The organism is Rhodococcus sp. C26F (genome assembly GCF_053345925.1).
In genome coordinates, this window is sequence record NZ_JBKFBA010000011.1 from 32,115 (window position 1) to 52,593 (window position 20,479).

Consider the following 20,479-nt stretch of genomic DNA (forward strand, 5'->3'; position numbering starts at 1 on the left):
AGCTCACCGGTCGACAATGTCAGATGTAATAGAGGTCACGCGAACTCCTTCACCCTCCCCGCGCCGCTCTCGCCGTCGGGATCGGGCTCCGTCCGGACAGGTTCTCCCTGATCGGAGGGGGTATCGGGATCCTCGGGTGCGATGTCCTTGGGGGCGATGACCCGGCAGAGGTGGTAGAGACCGATCACGACGATGGTGCCCAGCGCGATGCCGCTCAGCGAGAACGTATCGGTGAACTGGAGGCTGGTATCGCCGATCGCGATGATCAGGCCGGCCGCGACGGGCATGAGGTTGCGCGGGTCGCCGAAGTCGACGCCGTTCTCCTTCCAGATCTTGGCGCCGAGCAGGCCGATGATGCCGTAGAGGACCACGGTGATGCCGCCGAGCACGCCACCCGGAGTCGCGGAGATGACCGCACCGAACTTCGGGGAGAAGCCGAGGAGCATGGCGATGACGCCGGCTGCCGCGTAGGCCGCCGTCGAGTACACGCGGGTCGCGGCCATGACGCCGATGTTCTCCGCGTAGGTCGTCGTCGGGGAACCGCCGACACCGGTGGCGAGGGCCGTGGCGAGACCGTCACCGGCCAGTGCGCGTCCCATCATGGGGTCGAGGTCGGTCTTGGTGATCTCGGCGACCGCCTTGACGTGTCCGGCGTTCTCGGCGATCAGGGCGATGACACCGGGCAGGACGAGCACGATGAAGGTGAGGCTGAACGACGGGGCGTGGATGCCGACGACACCGGCGGCTTCGTCCGTGAACGGCGGCAGACCGAACCACGGAGCGGACGCAACGCCTTCCCAGTTCACGCGGAAGTGTTCGGTGACGGCGTCGGCGCCGGCGTCGTAGGAGGTGATCGGTCCGCTGATGCGGTCGAGAACCCAGGACAGTGCGTAGCCGAACAGCAGTGCCAGGAAGATGGCGACGCGACCGAGGAATCCGCGCAGCACGACGCTGCCCACGATCAGCGCGATCATCACCGTCAGCGCGACCCACTGATCCTGCGGCCAGTAGGTGCCGGCCACCACCGGTGCCAGGTTGAAGCCGATGAGCATGACCACCGCACCGGTGACGACCGGCGGCAGGATCTTGAAGACCAGCGAGCCGCCGAGGAAGTGGATCACCACACCGATCGCGGCGAGCACGAGTCCGGAGACCATGATCGCGCCGGTGACCTCCGACGGCGAGCCGCCCTGGGCGTAGATCGCGGCGATGCCGCCGACGAAGGCCGCGGAGGTACCCAGGTAGCTGGGGATCCGGCCCTTGACGACGGCGAGGAAGAACAGGGTGCAGAAGCCCGAGAGCATCACTGCCAGTTGCGGGTTGAGACCCATGATGATCGGGAAGACGAAGGTGGCGCCGAACATCGACACCACGTGCTGGCCGCCCAGACCGATCGTGCGGCCCCAACTCAGGCGCTCCATCGGCGCCACGACCTGACCCGGTTCTATGTTCTTGCCGTCTCCGTGCACTGTCCAGATGGGCATATCGGACCTTTCAGCAGAGTGTGGGTGCCGATAGAGTTCACGCGGATTGTTACGTCTGTGTTGCCGATCACACGTGTACTTCGGTAGCCGCAAACGCTAACGGAGCAGCTGCGGCCCGGCGTGGGAGGAATCTGCCATGAGCGACCCTCCGAAATTGGCAAGATCGGTGGTTGATCGTCAGGAATCGATTCCGCGCATCGCGATGATCTTGAGCGCGAGCGAAAGGTCCAACCGCAGTTCGGGCTGTTCAGTGAAGGGACCGAGGATCTTTTCGAGTTTCGCCACACGATAGCGCAGGGTGTTGTAATGAAAATGTAACTGGCGCGCGGCTTCTGCGATGTTGATGTTGGTGGCGAGGAGCACCTCGAGGGTACGGCACATGTCCTGCGCCTCGGCCGTGCCGTCGGTCAGTTCCTTGAGCGTCTCGCGCGCGAACGATTCGAGTTCCTCGGTGTCCTCGACGAGGCTCAGCAACCGGTACACACCCAGATCGTCGAAATGGGTCACCGCCCACGGACCGGAGATCTTGCGTCCCACTTCGAGTGCCGTGCGCGCCTGGGCGTAGAGCGCCGGCAGATCGTCGGTGGACGACGACGCACGCGAGACCCCCACACCGAACGGGCGACGCCCTCCCCCGCCGGCTCCGCGCACCTGGGCGACGAGTTCGTGCACGAGAGTCATCGTGTCGCTGCCCTCACCCATGAGTACGACGGTCTCGGTCGCCAGAGCTGTGACGGACGCTCCGGAATCGCGGCCGGCCAGCGCACCCGCGAACGCGCGGGCCTGCCGTTCCACGACGGGCAGTCGCGCCGGTGCCGCCGAGGAATCGTCGTCCACGCGATCGGGTTCGACGGCGACCACCACCACCGGGCGGTCGAGATTCCAGCCGAACATCTGCGCGTGCACGATCACCTGTTCGGGTTCACCGGCGCGGCCGCGCAACAGGTCCCGGACGAAGTTGGCCCGGTGCTTCTCCTCGACCGCGGACACCGCGAGTTCGCGGCTGACGACGAGCGCACACACCGTCGCCGCCTGCTCCACGAGATACAGATCAGGGGCGGAGAGATCGCGTGCGGGACAGAAGAATACAAGCCGACCGTGGTCGATACCGTTGGCGGAGATCGCGGCGATCGCCACGTACTCGTCGCCGAAGCGGTGCAGACCGAGACCGCCCTCGATCGAATCGGTGCGCACCCGGCCAGTCGGGTCGACCGCCGCTGTCGAGGACAGCCAGGCGAAGTCGGATTCCCTCCCGGCCCTGTAGGTCTGGCGTCCGTCCGGGGTGGTGATGAGGACCGCCCCGCCGAGCCGGCGCGAAATGCCTTCGGCAAGCGCCCTGTGCCCACCGCCCGCCATGACGATCTCGAGCAGCCCGCGACGGAGGTGATCCGCCTCGAAGACCGCTTCCACCTGAGCGACGGCCATGTCGCGGAGACCCCGCGCGAGACGGTGATCCGCAACGACCTCCTCCGGCGTCGTCAGCACCGGGAGAGGAACGTCGTCCGTGAGACCCTGCGGCAGCGGATGTCCGGTGTCGAGCCGGACCACAAGTGCCGAGACCTCGCTCCGGTCCAGCCGCGCCAGGAAGTCGGCGACCGGCACGGCGAGTCGCGCGAGCACGGTGGTGGAGGTGACGAGCAGCAGCCCCGGACGCAACCAGGGACCGATCTCGGGGAGCATCATCACCGCGATCCCGGTGACGGGTCGCGCCGTGGAGACGTCACCGGCGAGCACCGTCGGTGCGACGAGGAGACCCGAGGAGACGACGTCTGCGAGCAGGCAGGGTTCGAATACGACCGCTGCGCTGTCCTCCGGATCGGCTGCGCTGCGTCCCGGTTCGGATGCGCTGGGCCCCGGTTTCTCAGCCTTGCGCACCGTCACAGCAATACCCGTCCACCTGCCAGTCGTTCACCCCCGCATGGGAGACACGTGACATTAGAGGGCTGCCGCAACACCGTCAATCGCAGGCGGACAATCCGCAGGTCGGGCAGCGCGTCCCGCCGGCACCCGGTGGATGGGTCCGCGCAGTGTCGCGAGGCTGCGCCCGGTGGCACCGCGCGTGCTCACGAGGATCTCGGCGAGGATCGACACGGCCGTCTCCTCCGGGGTGCGCGCCCCGAGATCGAGTCCGATCGGCGAGTGCAGTCGTCCCAGTTCGTCGGCGGACAGACCGACCTCGCGCAACAGGGCGACGCGGCGCTCGTGCGTGGAGCGGCTGCCCATCGCCCCGATGTATCCGGCCTCGCAGCGGAGGGCGCGTTCGAGCAGCGGGATGTCGAACTTCTCGTCGTGGGTGAGCACCGCGACGACCGTGGTGGGGTCGATCGGCGCCGACTCGAGGAAGACGTGCGGCCACGCCACCACGACCTCGTCGGCGTCGGGGAACCGGGCGGGCGTCGCGAAGACGGGCCGGGCGTCGATCACCGTCACGCGGTAACCGGCGAACTTCCCCAGCGTGCACAGGGCGGACGCGAAGTCGATGGCACCGAAGACGTACATCCGCGGTCGCGGCGCGAAGATCTCCACGATCTGCCCGCGCACCTCGTCGACGTAGACCTCCGAATCGCCGTAGGACAGGCGCAGGCGCACCTCGGCTTCGGGATCGGTGCCGTCGTCCCCGTCGAGGGTGACCACACGATGGCCGGCGGACTCGCGGTCAGTGACGACGGCGACCGGCTCTCCCGCCCCGATCCGCCGTGCCACCTCGGTGAACTCTGGATAAATGGCGGCATCGACCCGCTGCACGAACACCTCGATGGTGCCGCCGCAGGTCAGACCTACTCCGAAGGCATCGTCGTCGGTGACGCGGAAGACCTCGGTCCGTGCGCGCCCGTCGGCGAGCACGTCACCCGCGATGTCGTACAGGGCGCCTTCGATGCAGCCTCCCGACACACTGCCCACCACTTCGCCCGACTGCGAGACGGCCATCGCGGCGCCGGGTTCGCGCGGCGACGACTTCCAGGTGCGCACGACGGTCGCGAGCGCGAACGTCTCACCGTCGTCGAACCATCGCGACAGCTCGTCGAGAATGTCCCGCACAGCGGCCTCCTTACCGGTGTGTCACAGACGCGCGGCGACGGCCAGCGCGACGTGGTCGTGGAAGGGGCGCGCGACGATCTGCACGCCGAGGGGCAGGCCGTCGCTCGTTTGCCCGACAGGGACGACGACGGACGGGAAACCGGTGACGCTGATCGTGCGGCAGCTCGCCAGCGCCTCTTGCCAGGTGAGCAGCCGGTCGCCGACAGCGAAACGATCGTCGCCGAGCGGAGGCGCCCCGATGGACGCGACCGGCAGCACCAGCACGTCGCCCATCTCGCCGAGCAACCGATGGACCAGCGCGGTGCGCCACGCCCAGAAGCCCTCCACCTCCCGATGCTCGGCGCGACCGGCCGTGGACAGCAAGTCGCGGATGACGGCACCGAAGCGGTCGGAGCTTGCCAGCGCATCGATGTCGGCGTGGGTCTGGGTGGCCCGCAATCGCCCGAACAGCTCGTTCCCCTCGACCAGAGCCGACCCGCGGTATTCACGGGCACCGAGGCGCCGCGCGCTCTCCCGGACGACGTCCACGATCTCGTCGACGACGGGGACCGTGCCGTCCCCGTCCGCCCAGGTGATCGTCAGAGCGTCGACGTCGACGGTCGCCGGATCGGTCCACGCGACGTGCGGTTCGGAGATCACGCGCAGGGCGAGGACGAGGTCGTCGAGGTTCCGCGCCATGGGTCCGACGGTCTGCAGCGCGCCGTGCACCGTCGTGGGATTGGCCCGCACGTGGTCGCCGACGAGCACCCCCGGGTACTGGCCGTCCGCGGACACCCGGCCGACGGTGGGGCGGATCGAGCACAGGCCGGTGCAGTGCGCGGGCCAGCGCACGGACCCGCCGAAGTCGGTGCCCAGTCCGAGGACGCTCATGCCCGACGCGATCGACGCGGCTTCGCCCCCGCTGGATCCGCCGGGCGAGCGCGGCGACTCGGGGCTGCCGAGCGGGTTCACGGCCGGTCCGAACATCTCGTTGTCGGTAAGCCCGGAGGTCCCGAATTCGGGCGTGTTGGTCTTGCCGACGAGGATCGCGCCGGCCGCCTTCATCGCGGCGACGGCCAGTGCATCGACGACGGGGACATTGTCGGCCAGCGCCCTCGAGGCGGCCGTCGTGCGCACGCCCGCGGTGGCGATGAGGTCCTTGACGGTGAACGGCACCCCGGCGAGCGGACCGGCCACCTCGCCGCGGTCGAGGCGCTGGTCGAGAGCGTCGGCCTCGGCGAGGGCACTCTCCGCCGCGACGGTGACGATCGCGTTGAGGCGCGGGTTCTGCTCGGCGATCAGGGCGAGGTGGTCCTCGACGACCCGACGGGCGGTGACCTCGCGGCCGCGAACCATGGCGGCGATCGACCGCGCGTCGGCGCCGGTCCACGTGCCGGTGCGCTCGGTGTCGAGCGTCGGGGATCGACCGTCTACCGTCACTGGCCCTCCTTGGTCTGCGTTCGACGAGAACGCTATGGCCGACTCCGGGCCCTCTCCTACGTCCACACTCCACAGGAATCCGGTCGCCGCGGTGTGAAGAGTTGATACTTTCCCGCCGGAACGGGCCTGAGAGGATCGGGGAATGATTCCGTCCTGGGCTCGTCTCGCGTTCGCCGTGTTCGCGGTGAGCTGGGGCGCCAATCAGTTCGCTCCGATGCAGCTCGTCTACCGCGACCACCTGGGACTCGGCAGTGACTCGTTCACTGCCATGCTCGGCTCGTACATCGTCGGGTTGATCCCCGCCCTGCTCTACTTCGGGCGCGTGGCCGACCGGATCGGGCGTCGTCCGGTGATCCGGGCGATGATCCCGGTGAGCATCGTGTCGTCGATCGTTCTGCTGCTGGGTGCCGACATCCCCGCGCTGCTGTATCTCGGCCGGGTCCTCGCCGGATTGGCGTCCGGGATGGCGTTCGGAGCCGGCACCGCCTGGATGAAGGAACTGAGTGAGGGGCCGGGGGTGGGAGCACGCCGGGCCGCCGTCTCACTGTCGGCGGGATTCGGCAGTGGCGCCCTGTTCGCCGGTCTCATCGCGCAGTGGCTACCCGCCCCCGACCGTCTGCCCTATCTCGTGCACATCGCTCTGATGGTGGTCGCGATGGTGCTGGTGTGGGCCGTCCCCGACGCGCACCGGCCCCGCACCGTGCAGGGCTCGTGGCGTCTGTCCACCCTGTCGTCCCCGCGCTTCCGGTGGGGTGTCGTGCCGTGGGCCCCGTGGGTCTTCGGATGCGCGACCGTCTCGTTCGCGACGATGCCGCCGATCGTCTCGGATCGGGTGGACAGCGTGGCCGTCGCGTTCACCGGTGTGGTCGCCGCCCTGACCCTGCTCACCGGTGCGTTGATCCAGCCCGTGGCCCGGCGCATCACCCGGCACGGTGAGGATCGTGGCGTCTGGACGGGGGTGGGCCTCGGTGTGCTGGGCTTCGTGACCGCCGGCCTCGCGGTGCTCGTCGACGGCCCGGTATCGGTGCTTGCCGTCCTCGTCACCGCCGTCCTCCTCGGCGGGGGTTACGGCATGCTGCTCGTCTCCGGTCTCGTCACCGTCGAGCACATCGCTCCGCCGGACGAGCTGGCACAGACCGTCGCGGTCTTCTACTGCCTGATCTATCTGGGTTTCGCGGTGCCCTTCGTCATCTCGCTCGCCGCACCCCACGTCGGGTTCGTCGCGTGTTTCGCGGTCGCCGTGGCACTGCTCCTGCTCGCGCTCGTCCCTCGGAAACTGCTCGCCGATCAGGAAGCGACCCTCGTCGGCTCGCGCTGAGCGAGGCCGACGGGGCCCAGGCCGACGGGGTCCAGGGCGCGCATCTGCTCGAGCAGATCCGACAGCGCGCGAGCGACCTCCTCGGGACGGTCGGCGAGCACGCGGTGACCGGCACCGACGAACCGCACGAGGTTCGCGTGCGGCAGTCGCGCCGCCATCGCCTCCGACAACGACAAGGGCACGAAGACGTCCTCCGTGCCCGCCGCGACGACCACCGGCACTCTCCCGAGCACGTCGAGGGCGGCGGACTCGTCGAGCACCGCGAAGTCGGCCAGCAACCGCGACCACGTGACGACGGACGTCTCGTTCGACAACGCCGATCCGACCACCCGCAGCCATGATTCCTCGGTGCGTCTGCGGGCGGCGACGATGCACACACGACCCCCGGCGCGCTTCGACAGCTCCATGACGCGCGGTGCACGTGACACCGCCCGGTGCACGATGGAGGCGGCCGGATGCCGCAGATAGCGTCCGATACCGCCGTCCGCGAGTCCCGATGCTGCGGTGGCGATCAGGCCGACACCCACGATGCGGTCGCCGACGGCGTCAGGGTGACGACGGGCGTAGGACAGTGCGACCATGCCGCCCATCGAATATCCCGCCAGCACCACCGGTCCGTCCGGCGCGAGGGTCCGGAGCACCGCGTCGAGGTCGTCGGACATCCCGGAGACCGTGCACGCGGTGGCGTCGCCGGTCCCGGAACGACCGTGTCCTCGCTGGTCGTAGCGGACGATGCGCAGACCCGGCAGGTCCACCGATTCGCAGACGGCATCCCAGCTCGCGGCGTCCTGGCAGTGGCCGTGCAGGCACACCAGCGTCAGATCCGCGTCCCGCGGTCCGGTCACCGTGGCGGCCAACGGCACTCCGTCGTCGGCAACCACGGTCACACGAGCGATCGTGTTCGGGTCCGTACTCGACGTCGGCTCGGCCATGTCGCCTCCTGCACAGCGCATCTGCAGGAGTTGTCGCGTCACCCTCGGGTGCCGTTAACCGCCGACATCGAATCGTGACGTCCGGTCGTCAGCGCGGGGCGAGCGCCCGGATCATCGGTGCGGGATCGCCCGAGGGCACCAGGGCGATGGCCGGGGTGGTCACGCCCGCCTCGACGTAGCGCTCCACGTGCTCGCGGCACGCCTCGGGTTCGCCGTGGATCACGAGGGCGTCCACGACGTGGTCCGGGATCGCTTCGAGGGCAGCCTTGCGGTCGCCTTCCGCCCATGCCTTCCACATGCCGGCGAAATCGTCCGAACGGCCGAGGAATTCGTGGAAGGCCCGGTAGACGGGGACGTTCATGTAGGCGGCGATCATGCGTCGGCCGATGGCGCGGGCGGTCTCGGTGTCGAAGCCGGGGAGCACGAAGATCCGCGCGACGATCTCCTTGTTCTCGCCGCCCTCGTGGACGTAGGGCGCCACGGTGCGGACGTCGTCGGCGGACAGCCAGTTGATGATGGCGCCGTCGGCCTCACGCCCGGCCAGACGCAGCATGCCCGGGCGCAGTGCCGCCAGCAGCACCGGCGGCGCCGGGTCGGGTACGACGCCGGCCCGGAAGCCGTCGACGGCGAAGGTGTCGTACTTCTCGGAGACCTTCTCCCCCGCCAGCGCCGCACGCAGGAACCGCAGGGTGTCACGGGCACGCTTGAACGGTTCCTCGAAGGGGATGCCGTTCCACTTCTCCACGATGACGTCGGAGGAGGTGCCCACCCCGAGCACGAAGCGGCCGGGTGCGGCGGCGGCGAGGCTCGCGGCCGACATGGCCAGCGTCGCGGGGCCGCGGGTGTAGACGGGGACGATCGCGGTACCCAGGCGCAGGCTGGGAGCCCACACGCTCGCGAGGGTCAGCGGGGTGAACGCATCGGCGGCGCCGGCCTCGGACGACCACACGTCCGTGTACCCGAGGTCGGGGAGTTCTTCGATGATGCGTCGCTGGTCGGGCAGGGGGATGCCGTCGAGCGGGACGGTCAGGCCCCATCGTCGTGTCGTGTTCTCCGTCATGACCGTCACCCTAGCCACACTGTGGTTCAGGTCATACCCGGGCGTGTTTCGGACCGGCGGAGCGGGCCCGCCCCGCGGTCGCTCCGGTCCCCGTATGCTGGCGAGTCGTGCGTATCGATCAGTTGTGGCGTTATCCGGTGAAGTCGTTCGGGGGTGAACGGATCGACGCCGCAGCGATCGAAGCGGACGGCCTGCGCGGCGATCACCTGTGGGCGCTGGTCGACGCCGAATCCGGAAACATCGCGAGTGCGAAACGTTTCCGCCGCTACGGACTGCTGTTGACCTGCTCCGCTCGACTTCTGAGCGACGACGATCCCCGCGATCCGGCGGCACTCGAACTGACGCTGGCCGACGGCACGGTGGTGCGCGGCGACGATCCCGAGGTCGACGACCTGCTGTCGAAAATGGTCGGTCACGACGTGCGGCTCGAACCGTGCGACCGCACCTACGACGAGGCGCCGCTGCATCTCGTCTCCCGATCCGCGGTGGAGGCGCTCGGCACCGGCGACCCCACCGATGTGGCATTGCGACGGTTCCGGCCGCAGCTGGTCGTCGACACTCCGGACACGACCGGTTTCGTGGAGGACGAATGGATCGACCGGCGGGTGTCGGTGGGCTCGGTGGTCCTCGAACCGCACAAGCGCACCGCGCGGTGCGTCATGGTGACGCTCCCCCATCAGGAGGTTCCCGCGCGGCGCGACATGCTGCGTGAGGTGATGACCGCTCATCAGGTGCCCAATGTGCCGGAGGGCAAGCCGATGCCGTGCATCGGTGTCTACGCGACCGTCACGACTCCCGGCGACATCACCATCGGCGACGAAGTCGGGATCGGGTAGACCGGGTCACTTCCCGGCGAGGTGGTCCTCCACGAGGACCTTCTTCTGTACCTTGCCCATCGCGTTGCGCGGAAGTGCGTCGACGGCGCGGATCTCGCGGGGACGCTTGTGGATCGACAGGGTCTGCGCGACGAAGTCCGAGAGTTCGCTCGGGTCACGGAGATCCCCGACGACGTAGGCGACGATCCGCTGTCCGAGATCGTCGTCCGGCACACCCACCACCGCGGCCTCCTGCACGCCGGGATGGTTCAGCAGCGCGTGTTCCACCTCGCCGGCGCCGATCCGGTAACCACCGGACTTGATCATGTCGACCGATTCGCGGCCGACGATGCGGTGGAAGCCCTGATCGTCGATCACGGCGATGTCGCCGGTCCTGAACCAGCCGTCCTCGGTCATCGACTCGGCGGTCTTCTCGGGGTTGTTCAGGTAGCCGTCGAACAGGGTCGCGCCGGAAACCTCCAGCCGGCCGAGGGTTTCGCCGTCGTGCGCCTCGAGGTTGCCGGCCTGGTCGCGCAAGCGGGTGGAGACCCCGTCGATCGGCAGACCCACCCAGCCGGGCCGGCGCTCACCGTCGTGGCGGGTGCTGATCGTGATGATCGTTTCGCTCATTCCGTACCGCTCGATCGGCGCGGAACCGGTGAGGGCGAGCATGCGCTCGAAAACCGGCACGGGCAGGGGTGCACTGCCCGACACCAGGAGACGCGCGGACGACAGTGCGCGAGCGGACGATTCGTCGGCGACGACCCGCGACCACACGGTGGGAACACCGAAGTACAGCGAACCGCCCGCTGCCGCATAGGCTTCGGGCTTGGGCCGCACGGTGTGCACGAGCGGTGAACCCTGCCGGAGCGCGCCGACGACACCGAGGATGAGTCCGTGGACGTGGAACAGCGGAAGTCCGTGGACGAGAGTGTCGTCGGACGTCCAGTTCCACGCCTCGGCGAGGCCGTCGAGACCGGCCGCCACGGCGGACCGCGAGAGCACGACTCCCTTGGGGGCACCGGTGGTTCCCGAGGTGTACATGATCATCGCGGCGCTGCCCGGGTCCGCTTCGGCGTGCGAGGACGACGAACGCGCGCTCGCGTCGACCGGGATCGCGGGCAGGGTGACGTCGTCGGGGGCAGCGCCGAGCCACACCTGCGCACCCGAGTCCTTCAGGATGTGGGCGCGCTCGGCCGGGCCGGAATCCGGCGGCACGGGCACCGCGGCCACACCGGCCATGAGGCATCCGGTCGTGGCGATCACCGTCTCGATGCTCGCGGTGGCGTCGATGGCGACTCGCGAGGAACCGGCGACCTCGTCGGCCACCGCGGCGGCGGCCGCGATCAGTTCGGATCGGGTGAGCGAGATGTCTCCGACGCGGACGGCGCTGCGGTCGTCACCTGCTCCGGATCCGGTGAGCGAGGTCAGCAACGGCACGGGCGTGGTGGTGGTCATCGGTGGGTCCCTTCTCGACGTCCTGCCGGACGGTGTCGCGCAGCGTCTGGTCCATATTGTGGACCGCCGTGCTACGATGCGGTCCGGCTCAACCTATAACCCGTGACGCCTGCCGTCAACGACGCGCGAAAGGTTCCGATGAACAGCGTTCTCACCGCACTCCGCGTGTTCGAGGAGGTCGCGACCACGCAACCGGTCGGGCTCTCGGAGTTGAGCAAGCGCCTCGACGTCCCCAAGAGCACCGTGCAGCGGTGCCTCAGGACCCTCGCCGAAGCCGGCTGGTTGCGCCCCTCGACGGCGAACGCCGGGCAGTGGGTCATCACCGGCCGCGCGTTCAGCCTGGGCAGTGCGATGTCGTCCGGCGACGACCTGCGCGAGGTCGCACTCCCGGAACTGAACCGCCTGCAGGCCGAGACGGGCGAGACCGTCCATCTCGCCGTGCCGGACGGCAACGAACTGGTCCTGATCGAGCGACTCGACAGCGCCCATCAACTCCGCGCCTTCCTTGCCCTCGGCACGCGCCTGCCCCTGCACGCCGCGTCCACCGGCAAGGCCTATCTCGCGTCGCTGCCCGACGAACGGATCGAGGACTTCCTCGCGACCGAGCTCCCGTCACTGACCGAGCACACCGTCACCGACCCAGCGGTGCTGCGCGAGGAGATCGCCGAGATCCGCGCCCGCGGGTATGCCGTGACCGAACAGGGCCTGCACGACGGCATCGCCGCGGTCGCCGTCGCGCTGCGTGGGCGCGGTGGCGCCGTGCGCGGTTGCTTCAGCATCTCGGGCCCGGCCTCGCGGCTGACGCCCGACCTCTTCCCCGACTACGGCGCGAAGGCGCTGGCAGCGCGGGACGCGATCGAGCGTCGCCTGCCCTGATCCGCTCCGAACGGCACCGGCGGAAACCCGCCGCCTCTGGACATATCGTTTGTCGATAGGTATAACGATTATCGATGGTATCGACAATCGATAAGTCCGCCGTCCGGCGAGTTCGGAGACGACCATGAATTCCACCCACGACACCGACCGCCCCCAGGGCCCGGGCGCCGAACCCGACACGCTCTCCCCCACCGAGACGTCGAAGAAGGACCGCACCGATCTGTGGGCGTCCCTCACCGTCTTCGCGCTGACCTCACTGATCGTGCTCTTCACCTACGTCCGCGACCTCGCGAGCTCCCTCGGCGACGGCATCGTGACCGCGCGGGTCCGGTTCGACGACGCGGCAGCGGCGCCGGTGCTGTCCACCCCGAACGGCGTCGACCTCCAGACCACCTCGACGACGGTGATCGACGTTCCGACCGACACCCTCTCACCCGTCAGCGTCGGCCTCATCCGCGCCGGGGAGGCGGTACAGACGCTCGGTTACCTGACAGCCCTGGCCCTGCTGAGCTGGATCGTCGTGCGCTTCGTCCGGGGCCGACTGTTCGACCGGGGTGCCATCCGGCTCGTGTGGATCACCTCCATCGTGGCGATCGCGACCATCATCGTCCCGATGATCCCCCGCACGCTGGGCACCAACATGCTGATCCGTGACGTGGACATGAATTACGTCCTCTCGAACGCGCCTCTCGGACCGGAGTTCTGGTACGCCTACGTCTTCTGCATGGTGATCTCGGCCGTGGGCGTGGTGCTGCGGATCGGCAGCCGCATGGCGCGCGACAACGAAGGACTCGTCTGATGCCTCCGGAAACCGAGCATGCCGTCCGGTGTCATCTCGACGAGCTGCTGGCCGACCGGGGCATGACGCTCACCGAGTTGGCCGAGAAGGTCGGCGTCAGCGTGGTGAACCTGTCGGTACTCAAGAACGGACGCGCCCGCGCGATCCGCTTCTCGACCCTCACCGCCCTGTGCCGCGTACTGGATTGCTCTGTGGGCGACATTCTTTCGGTCGACTGACCGACCCCGGAAAACGGCGATGNNNGCATCGCCGATCGGTCCGGCCGGTGGCGCTCCGGCTGACGCACGGACCTGTTTCCTCTATTCCCCGATCGCGGGAAGAATGCGGGTGCGGACCTCACCGAAGCCGATGCGGGTCCCGTTCGGGCCGGGCGCGGTGGCAGAGATGGCGATCTCGTCGCCGTCCTCGATGAAGGTGCGCGTCTCGTCGCCGACCTGCACGGGTTCTGCTCCGCCCCAGGTGAGTTCGATGAAGGCGCCGCGCTGGTCCTTCTCCGGGCCCGAGATGGTGCCGGAGCCGAACAGATCACCGGTGCGGGTCGCGGCACCGTTGACCGAGGTGTGGGCGAGCATCTGCGCCGGCGACCAGTACATCTGCGCGTACGGCGGGCGCGACACGACGTGCCCGTTCCATTCGACCTCGAGATCGATGTCCAGGCCCCACTTCTCGGCGCCCTTCAGGTACGGCAGCGGTTCCGGGTCCTGCACCGGGGTGTCGATGCGGGCGGCCTCGAGCGCGGCGAGCGGGACGACCCACGGCGAGATCGACGTCGCGAAGGACTTGCCGAGGTTCGGGCCCAGCGGCACGTACTCCCACGCCTGGATGTCGCGGGCCGACCAGTCGTTGAGGATGACGGCACCGAAGCAGTGATCGGCGAACTCGTCGGGGGTGATCTGCGAACCCATCGGGGAACCGACACCGACGATGAAGCCCATCTCGGCCTCGATGTCGAGGCGGATCGACGGACCGAAGACCGGCGCAGGATCGTTGGGGCCCTTGCGCTGTCCGCACGGTCGCACGATGTCGACACCCGAGGTCACGACGGTGCTCGACCGGCCGTGGTAGCCGACGGGCAGGTGCTTCCAGTTCGGCATCAGCGGGTCGGGATTCTGCGGGCGGAACAGCCGGCCGAGGTTCGACGCGTGGTTCTCCGACGCGTAGAAGTCGACGTAGTCGGCCACCTCGATCGGCAGGTGCATCGTCACGTCGGCGACGGCGAAGACGGCCTCGTCGGCGACGTCACCGGCGACGAGTTCCTTGATCGCAGCGCGGACTTCGTCCCACCGGGCGCGGCCCTGGGCCATGAACGCGTTGAGCGACGGCTCGGCGAAGACGACGTCGTCCTCGAAGACACGGCTCAGGTCGAGGACCGAATCTCCGACGCGGACACCGACGCGGGGTTCGCTGTCGGCCGTGGAGAAGATGCCGTACGGCAGGTTGTCGAGACCGAAGAGCGAACCCTCCGGAATGGCGATGGTGGTCATGCGTTCGTTCCTTCGGTGATCGGGGAAACGGTCGAGGGCACCAGACCGAGGCCGAGCAGATCCTCGAGCGGTTCGGCGATGCTGCAGGTGCCGTACGACAGGAAACGGCGCCGGACCTCTGCGGCCCGGTCGTCGGACAGGGCGCCGAGGCGGGCGGAGAGCACTGCCCCGTCGCGTTGGGCGAGCACGGAGGCGACCTCATCGGTGTCTGCTCCGGACAGCACCGCGTCCACCGCGGCCAGCAGGTTCACGAACCCGTGCTGCTCGAAGCCCGTCTTCGGGTCGGTGTTGCGCACCGCGTGGTGCAGACCGGCGGTCGCCTTGAACGGAACACCCGTGGTGACGACCGTGCCGACCGCCGCGGCGAGTTCGGCTTCGTCGGGATAGGCCTCCGCGACGATGCCGCCGGTGCGGAACTTGGCCGCGTAGGGCGTGCCGACCATGCGGGCGAGGATCTCGGCGCGACGCTCGTCGCGCGGAACCTCCACGAAGATATCGACATCCGGGCGGTCCGCGGAGATCTCGCCGAGTGCTGCGAACAGCTCGTCGACGGATTGTTCTGCGGGGACCGCGATCTCGAGTGCCACCACGGACACCGAGTCCATCGCATCGACCTGTTCGAGTGCGGACCGGACGGCTGCGGTGCCGGTCGGTGCGGTCAGGCTCAGGGCCAGCTCACCGGGATACGGGTGCTGCGCGAGGTGATCCGCGAGCTCACCGAGGCGACCGGCCGGGAAGACGAACGCTCCGACGAGCGGCGCGTGCGCGGACGAGCGGTGCCCGGCGTGGGCGGGGACGGCGACGGGCAGCGGGGCGTTGCCCGGAGGGAACAGCGCGGCGTCGTCGCACAGTCCGGTCAGAAGAGGTCCGAAAGTCACTTGGCCGCTCCTGCATTGCGGTTCCAGCTGCCGGCGTAGGCGGCGTCCTCGCACGCGAGCGCACCCTCACCGAGTTCGAGCGGGCGGAAGGTGTCGACCATGACGGCGAGTTCGTCGAAGAACTCCACACCGATGCTGCGCTCGTAGGCACCCGGCTGCGGGCCGTGCGCGTGACCACCGGGGTGCACCGAGATCGACCCCTGGCCGATGCCCGATCCCTTGCGGGCCTCGTAGTCGCCGCCGCAATAGAACATGACCTCGTCGGAGTCGACGTTCGAGTGGTAGTACGGCACCGGCACGGCCAGCGGGTGGTAGTCCACCTTGCGGGGCACGAAGTTGCAGATGACGAAGTTGTTGCCCTCGAACGCCTGGTGCGCCGGCGGCGGCTGGTGGACACGGCCGGTGATGGGCTCGTAGTCGTGGATCGAGAAGGTGTACGGGTACAGGCAGCCGTCCCAGCCGACCACGTCGAAGGGGTGGTGCGGCATCAGGTAGCGGGTGCCGACGACGCCGTGCGAGGTGCGGTGCTTGACGAGCACCTCGACGTTCTCCTCCTCGACCTGCATCAGTTCGGTCGGGCCGTGGAGGTCGCGCTCGCAGAACGGCGCGTGCTCGAGGAACTGCCCGAACTTCGACAGGTAACGCTTGGGCGGGACGATGTGGCTGTTGGCCTCGATCGTGTAGGCGCGCAGCGGTGCATCGCCCTTGGGCACCCAACGGTGGGTGGTGGCCATCGGCAGCAGGACGTAGTCGCCGGGCTTCGCCTCGAGGGGGCCGAAGACCGTCTCGACGGTGGCCTCACCGGACTCGACGTAGACCATCTCGTCGCCGACGACGTTGCGGTACAGCGGCGAGGGCTTGGACGACACGACGTACGAGATGCGGACGTCGGCGTTGCCCAGGACCAGACGACGACCGGTCACGACGTCCGTCTCGGTCCAGATCGTCTCGGGGAACAGATCGTGCAGCTTCAGGTGCCGCGGCTTGAGCGGATGGTTGGGCGTGGTGGTCTGATCGGGCAGCTTCCACTCGGTGGCGTCGACGATCGCCGACGGGATGTACCGGTGGTAGAGCAGCGCCGAGTCGGACGAGAAGCCCTCCTCGCCCATCAGCTCTTCGTAGTACAGGTTGCCGTTCTCGTCACGGTGCTGGGTGTGACGCTTCGGCGGGATGACGCCGAGCTGTCGGTAGAACGCCATGATCTGACTCCTCGCGGATCTCGGGCGTGCGAGGGAAGGTCGCTCGCCTGGAATTAGTAAACACGTTAACTAACCGGAGGGCGTGAGCGCAACCACAGAGAGGTCACGAGGCTGTGTCAGTTGCGTCCGCGCACGTCGAACTGGCTGCGGTTGGTGATCAGCTTGTTCAGGAGCATCACGAGAATCTGCTGCTCGGTGGGGGTGAGCACCTCCACCCAGGCCTCCTCACGCTCGTTCTGCGCGCGGAAACTGTCGCGGATCTCCTTCTCCCCCGCTTCGGTGAGTGACAACTGCACCGAACGCGCGTCGTGACTGACCGGCGTCTTCTCCAGGATCCCCGCTTCGACCAGCGGTTTCGCAAGGTTCGAGACGGCGGCGCGACTCATGCCGGTGAGTCGCGCGGCGACGTTCGGCTCGATCGGGCCGGCAAGCCAGATGACGAACATGAGCCGATAGGCCGACCACGACCTGCCGCGGGGGCGGTGAACCGCAGCTTCGAGGTCGTAGGTGACGATGTCCGAGGCCCGGTTGAGCGTGAGCAGGACTTCGGTCGCGCTGCGGTGATGTTCGCCGAACTTGCTGTTCAGACGCTCCTGCGCGAGTTCGACGAAGGACCAGTAGTCGAGGTCGCGGGGTCCGGACATGCGGTCACAGTACCGCAGATCCGGGATAATTCATCCATTTACTATCCGGTGGATCACCCGGAGATCGGCGGGACTGCGGAAAACCGCACCCCGAATGCCGTGAAGTCGGCGGAAAACCGCAGTGACCTGCGCGTTCGTTGCTCCTAGCGTTCCGGGCATGAACTTCGCACAGACCCTCCCGCAGTCACCTACCGATGAACTCGACGGCCTCGCAGGCCTCTCGTTGCAGCTGATGGAGATGCTCGGAGCACCCGGTGCCGGTCTCGCGGTCGCCGCGGAGAACCTCTTCCCGCCGATCCCGAGCGAGGTGATCCTTCCCCTCGCCGGCTTCGCGGCCTCCCGCGGGGAGATCTCCCTCGTCTCGGCCGTCGTGTGGACCACCCTCGGATCCCTCGTCGGCGCACTGCTGCTCTACCTCGCCGGGCGCGCCTTCGGCCGTCGGCGGATGTATGCCGTGGTCGAGCGACTCCCACTGGTGAACACCTCCGATCTGCGGCGCGGCGAAGAATGGTTCACCCGGCACGGTGAGAAGTCGGTGCTCCTCGGCCGGATGGTGCCGCTCGTGCGGAGCGTGATCTCGGTCCCCGCAGGGGTGGAGGCCATGCCCGTCGGCCGCTTCGTCGTCCTGACCGCCCTCGGTAGCGCCCTGTGGAACTCGATCTTCGTACTCGCCGGATACCTCCTCGGTGAGAACTGGGGAGTCGTCGAACCGTATGCCGATGTGCTGCAGAAACTCGTGATCGTCGCGGTGGTCGCAGCAGTGGCGGTGTTCGTCGTCCGCCGTGTCCGATCGATTCGCGCCCGTTAGGGTCGGTCCGTGATCGATCACCTTCGGCGCTCACTCGGGACCTCGGTCCGCGCCGTCGTCGGGCTCCTGCTCGGGATCGTCACCGCGGTGACGGGTGCGGCGGCATCGGCTCGCCGTACCACCGACGGACCGGGCCGCGCGGCCGAACGCGACCGCACTCGTCTCGTGCGATGGTTCGACGCCGAGGCGGCCCGGGATCTTCCGGATCGCGAGCCGACCGGATACTTCCTCGTCCGACTGGCCTACGGTCCGCTCGTCGGCCTCGTCGTCCTGCTCGTCCTGATCGCCGCGACCGGCTACGGGGGCTGGGCGATCGTCCTGCTGGCCGGCGGTCGCATCTCCGTCGCCGACGGGCTCGTCTCGCTCCTCGTCGCCGCCGTGATGATCTATCTCTCCGTCCGGATGGCGATGATCGTGGGCCAGTGGGACGTCCGCACAGCCCTGCGGCTGCTCGGCGACGATGCCACGCAGCATCGCCTCCGCGACCTGCAGCGCACCCGCGCCGACGTCGTCACCGCCATCGACGACGAACGCCGGCGGATCGAACGCGCCCTGCACGACGACGTCCAGCAGCGGGCCGTCGCGCTCGCACTCGACGTCGGTCGCGCGCGTCGCACCGCCGAACGCGGCAGTGGGAACCTCGTCGCCGACCTCGACAACGCCGTCGCCCAGGCGCAGGCGTTGCTCACCGAACTGCGCGACGTGGCGTGGCGGATATACCCGGCCGCGCTCGACGAACACGGGCTCGCCGCGGCACTGGAAGGGTTGTCCGCGCACACCTTCCTCCCCGTCGACCTGGATCTGTCGATCGACCCGGAACCACCGCACGATGTCGCGGCAGCCGCGTACTACGTTGCCGCGGAAGGGGTCACGAACTCGACGAAGCACTCCGGCGCCGACAACGTGTCGGTGACCGTCGCGGCGGACGGTCACGTCGTCACGGTCACGGTCGTCGACGACGGATGTGGCGGGGCCGAGATGACGGGCTCCGGGCTGACAGGTCTCGCGCGCCGTGTCGCTGCGCTGGACGGGCAGTTCTCCGTACACAGCCCCCGCGGAGGGCCGACCGTCGTGGAAGCGAGGATCCCGTGCGCATCGTGATAGCCGAGGACTCGACCCTTCTTCGCGAGGGCCTGTCCCGGTTGCTCGCGGACGAAGGCCACGAGGTGGTTGCCGGTGTGGGCAACGCCGTCGAGTTGCACCACGTCGTCGAGCGCGAGGTGCCCGACCTCGTGTTGCTCGACGTGCGTATGCCCCCGACCTACTCGACGGAGGGCATCGACGCGGCGCGGCGCATCAAGGAGGAACACCCGCAGGTCGCTGTGCTCGTGCTGTCGCAGTACGTCGAGCACCGGAACGCGACCGGCCTGCTCACGAACGGCTGGGGTGGCGTGGGCTATCTGCTCAAGGATCGCGTGTCGGACGTGGGGGCGTTCCTCACCGACCTGGAACGTGTGGCCGCGGGCGGGACGGCCTTCGATCCCGAGGTGGTGCGGCAACTGTTCGCGAACACCCGCCGCACCGACCCCATCGCCGCCCTCACCGAACGCGAGCGCGAGGTACTCGAGGCCCTCGCGCAGGGTTTGACGAACACCGGCATCGCCGATCGTCTGACCATGTCGGTCAGCGCCGTCGAGAAGCACGTCAATTCGATCTTCGTAAAGCTCGACCTGCCGCGCGAGGCCGACCGTAGTCGGCGGGTACGGGCGGTGCTCCTCTATCTCGAAAGCACGGGCACCCCGAGCTCTCGGGACGACCGCTGACGCCCCGTGCGGATCAGAAGAGCGGATACACGAAGTGCCCGACGCCTCCGCCGGGTGCGCTCGACCCCGTCACGTTGGGCAGGTTCGCGGGCAGACGCTGAAGCTTGTGTGGACGGCCTTCGAGGTCGGCCTGCCAGCAATCGGTCGTCACGCCGTGGAAGCCCTGACACACGATGCGGGTGTTCGTGCCGAAGGGCGAGGTCAGCCGCGGCTCGTTCGCCAGCGGATTCCAGTAGGCAAGCTCGTCCGGCGTGAGCCAGTTGGCGGGGTCCACATCCGACACGGAGATCGGGCTGTTCGGTTGCTGGACCGGCCACTCGTCCTGCGCCGCCGCGATGCCGGCGCCGCCGAGGACGATCCCTCCTGTCACTGCGGCGACCGATCCGGCTCGCAGTACCCGTCGAAATCCGTTCGCCATCGTTCCCCTCCACCCCGTGTCTCGAGGACCCGTGCCTCCCGGACATCGAAACACGGACCACGCGGTCCGGATACGGGAATGCCGG

At 68.6% G+C, this 20,479-nt stretch carries 20 protein-coding genes; 8 read left to right on the forward strand and 12 right to left on the reverse strand.

Features of this window, described 5'->3' with window-relative positions; all coding sequences use genetic code 11:
- Positions 1 to 35: 35 nt before the first annotated feature.
- The 4 genes from ACLBYD_RS14225 to ACLBYD_RS14240 form a co-directional block, all read right to left on the reverse strand.
- Entirely contained in the window at positions 36 to 1,484 is a 1,449-nt protein-coding gene (locus tag ACLBYD_RS14225; RefSeq protein ID WP_026061196.1) for a uracil-xanthine permease family protein, read from the reverse strand.
- 177 nt (positions 1,485 to 1,661) lie between these two features.
- Positions 1,662 to 3,365: a helix-turn-helix domain-containing protein gene (locus tag ACLBYD_RS14230; RefSeq protein ID WP_447816952.1), complete on the reverse strand. Its 1,704-nt coding sequence runs from the start codon at positions 3,363 to 3,365 to the stop codon at positions 1,662 to 1,664.
- Positions 3,366 to 3,419: 54 nt separating this feature from the next.
- Positions 3,420 to 4,523, reverse strand: a complete 1,104-nt coding sequence (locus ACLBYD_RS14235; protein WP_447816953.1) for an XdhC family protein — start codon at positions 4,521 to 4,523, stop codon at positions 3,420 to 3,422.
- Positions 4,524 to 4,544: 21 nt separating this feature from the next.
- Positions 4,545 to 5,942 carry an amidase gene (locus tag ACLBYD_RS14240; RefSeq protein WP_447816954.1) on the reverse strand — a complete coding sequence of 466 codons (1,398 nt, stop codon included), beginning with the start codon at positions 5,940 to 5,942 and terminating at the stop codon, positions 4,545 to 4,547.
- A gap of 142 nt (positions 5,943 to 6,084) precedes the next feature.
- Between ACLBYD_RS14240 and ACLBYD_RS14245 the strand changes: the two genes are divergently transcribed.
- On the forward strand, positions 6,085 to 7,260 hold the full coding sequence (locus ACLBYD_RS14245) for an MFS transporter (protein ID WP_447816955.1): 1,176 nt from the start codon (positions 6,085 to 6,087) through the stop codon (positions 7,258 to 7,260).
- Here the strand turns inward: ACLBYD_RS14245 and ACLBYD_RS14250 are convergent.
- Together ACLBYD_RS14250 and ACLBYD_RS14255 are read right to left on the reverse strand one after the other, a co-directional pair.
- Positions 7,230 to 8,192 (reverse strand): alpha/beta fold hydrolase, encoded by a 963-nt coding sequence (locus tag ACLBYD_RS14250; protein WP_447816956.1) that lies wholly within the window; start codon positions 8,190 to 8,192, stop codon positions 7,230 to 7,232. The two genes, ACLBYD_RS14245 and ACLBYD_RS14250, sit on opposite strands and share 31 nt — an antisense overlap.
- Positions 8,193 to 8,280: 88 nt before the next feature.
- Positions 8,281 to 9,252, reverse strand: a complete 972-nt coding sequence (locus ACLBYD_RS14255) for an LLM class F420-dependent oxidoreductase (RefSeq protein WP_447816957.1) — start codon at positions 9,250 to 9,252, stop codon at positions 8,281 to 8,283.
- A 107-nt stretch (positions 9,253 to 9,359) separates the two neighbouring features.
- Here ACLBYD_RS14255 and ACLBYD_RS14260 point away from each other — a divergent pair, with 107 nt between their 5' ends.
- Positions 9,360 to 10,088, forward strand: a complete 729-nt coding sequence (locus ACLBYD_RS14260; RefSeq protein WP_447816958.1) for an MOSC domain-containing protein — start codon at positions 9,360 to 9,362, stop codon at positions 10,086 to 10,088.
- Between the two features lie 6 nt (positions 10,089 to 10,094).
- Here the strand turns inward: ACLBYD_RS14260 and ACLBYD_RS14265 are convergent, their stop codons facing one another.
- Positions 10,095 to 11,525 (reverse strand): acyl-CoA synthetase, encoded by a 1,431-nt coding sequence (locus tag ACLBYD_RS14265; RefSeq protein WP_447816959.1) that lies wholly within the window; start codon positions 11,523 to 11,525, stop codon positions 10,095 to 10,097.
- Positions 11,526 to 11,663: 138 nt separating this feature from the next.
- On the opposite strand from ACLBYD_RS14265, the gene ACLBYD_RS14270 reads away from it, so the two are divergent.
- The 3 genes from ACLBYD_RS14270 (at position 11,664) to ACLBYD_RS14280 (ending at position 13,418) form a co-directional block, all read left to right on the forward strand.
- Positions 11,664 to 12,401: an IclR family transcriptional regulator gene (locus tag ACLBYD_RS14270; RefSeq protein ID WP_277370443.1), complete on the forward strand. Its 738-nt coding sequence runs from the start codon at positions 11,664 to 11,666 to the stop codon at positions 12,399 to 12,401.
- A 124-nt stretch (positions 12,402 to 12,525) separates the two neighbouring features.
- The gene (locus tag ACLBYD_RS14275) at positions 12,526 to 13,200 is read left to right on the forward strand and encodes a hypothetical protein (protein WP_447816960.1); all 675 of its coding nucleotides are present in this window, start codon (positions 12,526 to 12,528) and stop codon (positions 13,198 to 13,200) included.
- Positions 13,200 to 13,418, forward strand: coding sequence for a helix-turn-helix domain-containing protein (locus ACLBYD_RS14280; RefSeq protein ID WP_016932798.1), 219 nt, complete (start codon positions 13,200 to 13,202; stop codon positions 13,416 to 13,418). Before ACLBYD_RS14275 ends, ACLBYD_RS14280 begins: the two co-directional genes overlap by 1 nt.
- Before the next feature lie 81 nt (positions 13,419 to 13,499).
- Here ACLBYD_RS14280 and fahA read toward each other — a convergent pair whose 3' ends face one another.
- The 4 genes from fahA to ACLBYD_RS14300 all read right to left on the reverse strand — a co-directional run bounded on the left by fahA (position 13,500) and on the right by ACLBYD_RS14300 (position 17,405).
- Positions 13,500 to 14,684 carry a fumarylacetoacetase gene (fahA, locus tag ACLBYD_RS14285; protein ID WP_447816961.1) on the reverse strand — a complete coding sequence of 395 codons (1,185 nt, stop codon included), beginning with the start codon at positions 14,682 to 14,684 and terminating at the stop codon, positions 13,500 to 13,502.
- Positions 14,681 to 15,562, reverse strand: a complete 882-nt coding sequence (locus tag ACLBYD_RS14290) for a hypothetical protein (RefSeq protein ID WP_447816962.1) — start codon at positions 15,560 to 15,562, stop codon at positions 14,681 to 14,683. The genes fahA and ACLBYD_RS14290 overlap by 4 nt, the downstream gene beginning before the upstream one ends.
- Complete coding sequence (locus ACLBYD_RS14295) at positions 15,559 to 16,761, reverse strand: homogentisate 1,2-dioxygenase domain-containing protein (protein ID WP_447816963.1); 1,203 nt, start codon at positions 16,759 to 16,761, stop codon at positions 15,559 to 15,561. The genes ACLBYD_RS14290 and ACLBYD_RS14295 overlap by 4 nt, the downstream gene beginning before the upstream one ends.
- A gap of 116 nt (positions 16,762 to 16,877) precedes the next feature.
- Positions 16,878 to 17,405: a MarR family winged helix-turn-helix transcriptional regulator gene (locus tag ACLBYD_RS14300; protein ID WP_016692512.1), complete on the reverse strand. Its 528-nt coding sequence runs from the start codon at positions 17,403 to 17,405 to the stop codon at positions 16,878 to 16,880.
- Between the two features lie 157 nt (positions 17,406 to 17,562).
- Between ACLBYD_RS14300 and ACLBYD_RS14305 the strand changes: the two genes are divergently transcribed.
- Genes ACLBYD_RS14305 through ACLBYD_RS14315 form a run of 3 tightly spaced genes read left to right on the forward strand, consistent with a single transcriptional unit; the run spans position 17,563 to position 19,976 of the window.
- Positions 17,563 to 18,213 (forward strand): DedA family protein, encoded by a 651-nt coding sequence (locus ACLBYD_RS14305; RefSeq protein WP_277370448.1) that lies wholly within the window; start codon positions 17,563 to 17,565, stop codon positions 18,211 to 18,213.
- Positions 18,214 to 18,222: 9 nt separating this feature from the next.
- Positions 18,223 to 19,314, forward strand: coding sequence for a sensor histidine kinase (locus tag ACLBYD_RS14310; protein ID WP_106201108.1), 1,092 nt, complete (start codon positions 18,223 to 18,225; stop codon positions 19,312 to 19,314).
- Positions 19,302 to 19,976, forward strand: coding sequence for a response regulator transcription factor (locus ACLBYD_RS14315; protein WP_230790138.1), 675 nt, complete (start codon positions 19,302 to 19,304; stop codon positions 19,974 to 19,976). Before ACLBYD_RS14310 ends, ACLBYD_RS14315 begins: the two co-directional genes overlap by 13 nt.
- 13 nt (positions 19,977 to 19,989) lie before the next feature.
- Here ACLBYD_RS14315 and ACLBYD_RS14320 read toward each other — a convergent pair whose 3' ends face one another.
- Entirely contained in the window at positions 19,990 to 20,394 is a 405-nt protein-coding gene (locus tag ACLBYD_RS14320; protein ID WP_277370449.1) for a hypothetical protein, read from the reverse strand.
- Positions 20,395 to 20,479 lie beyond the last annotated feature (85 nt).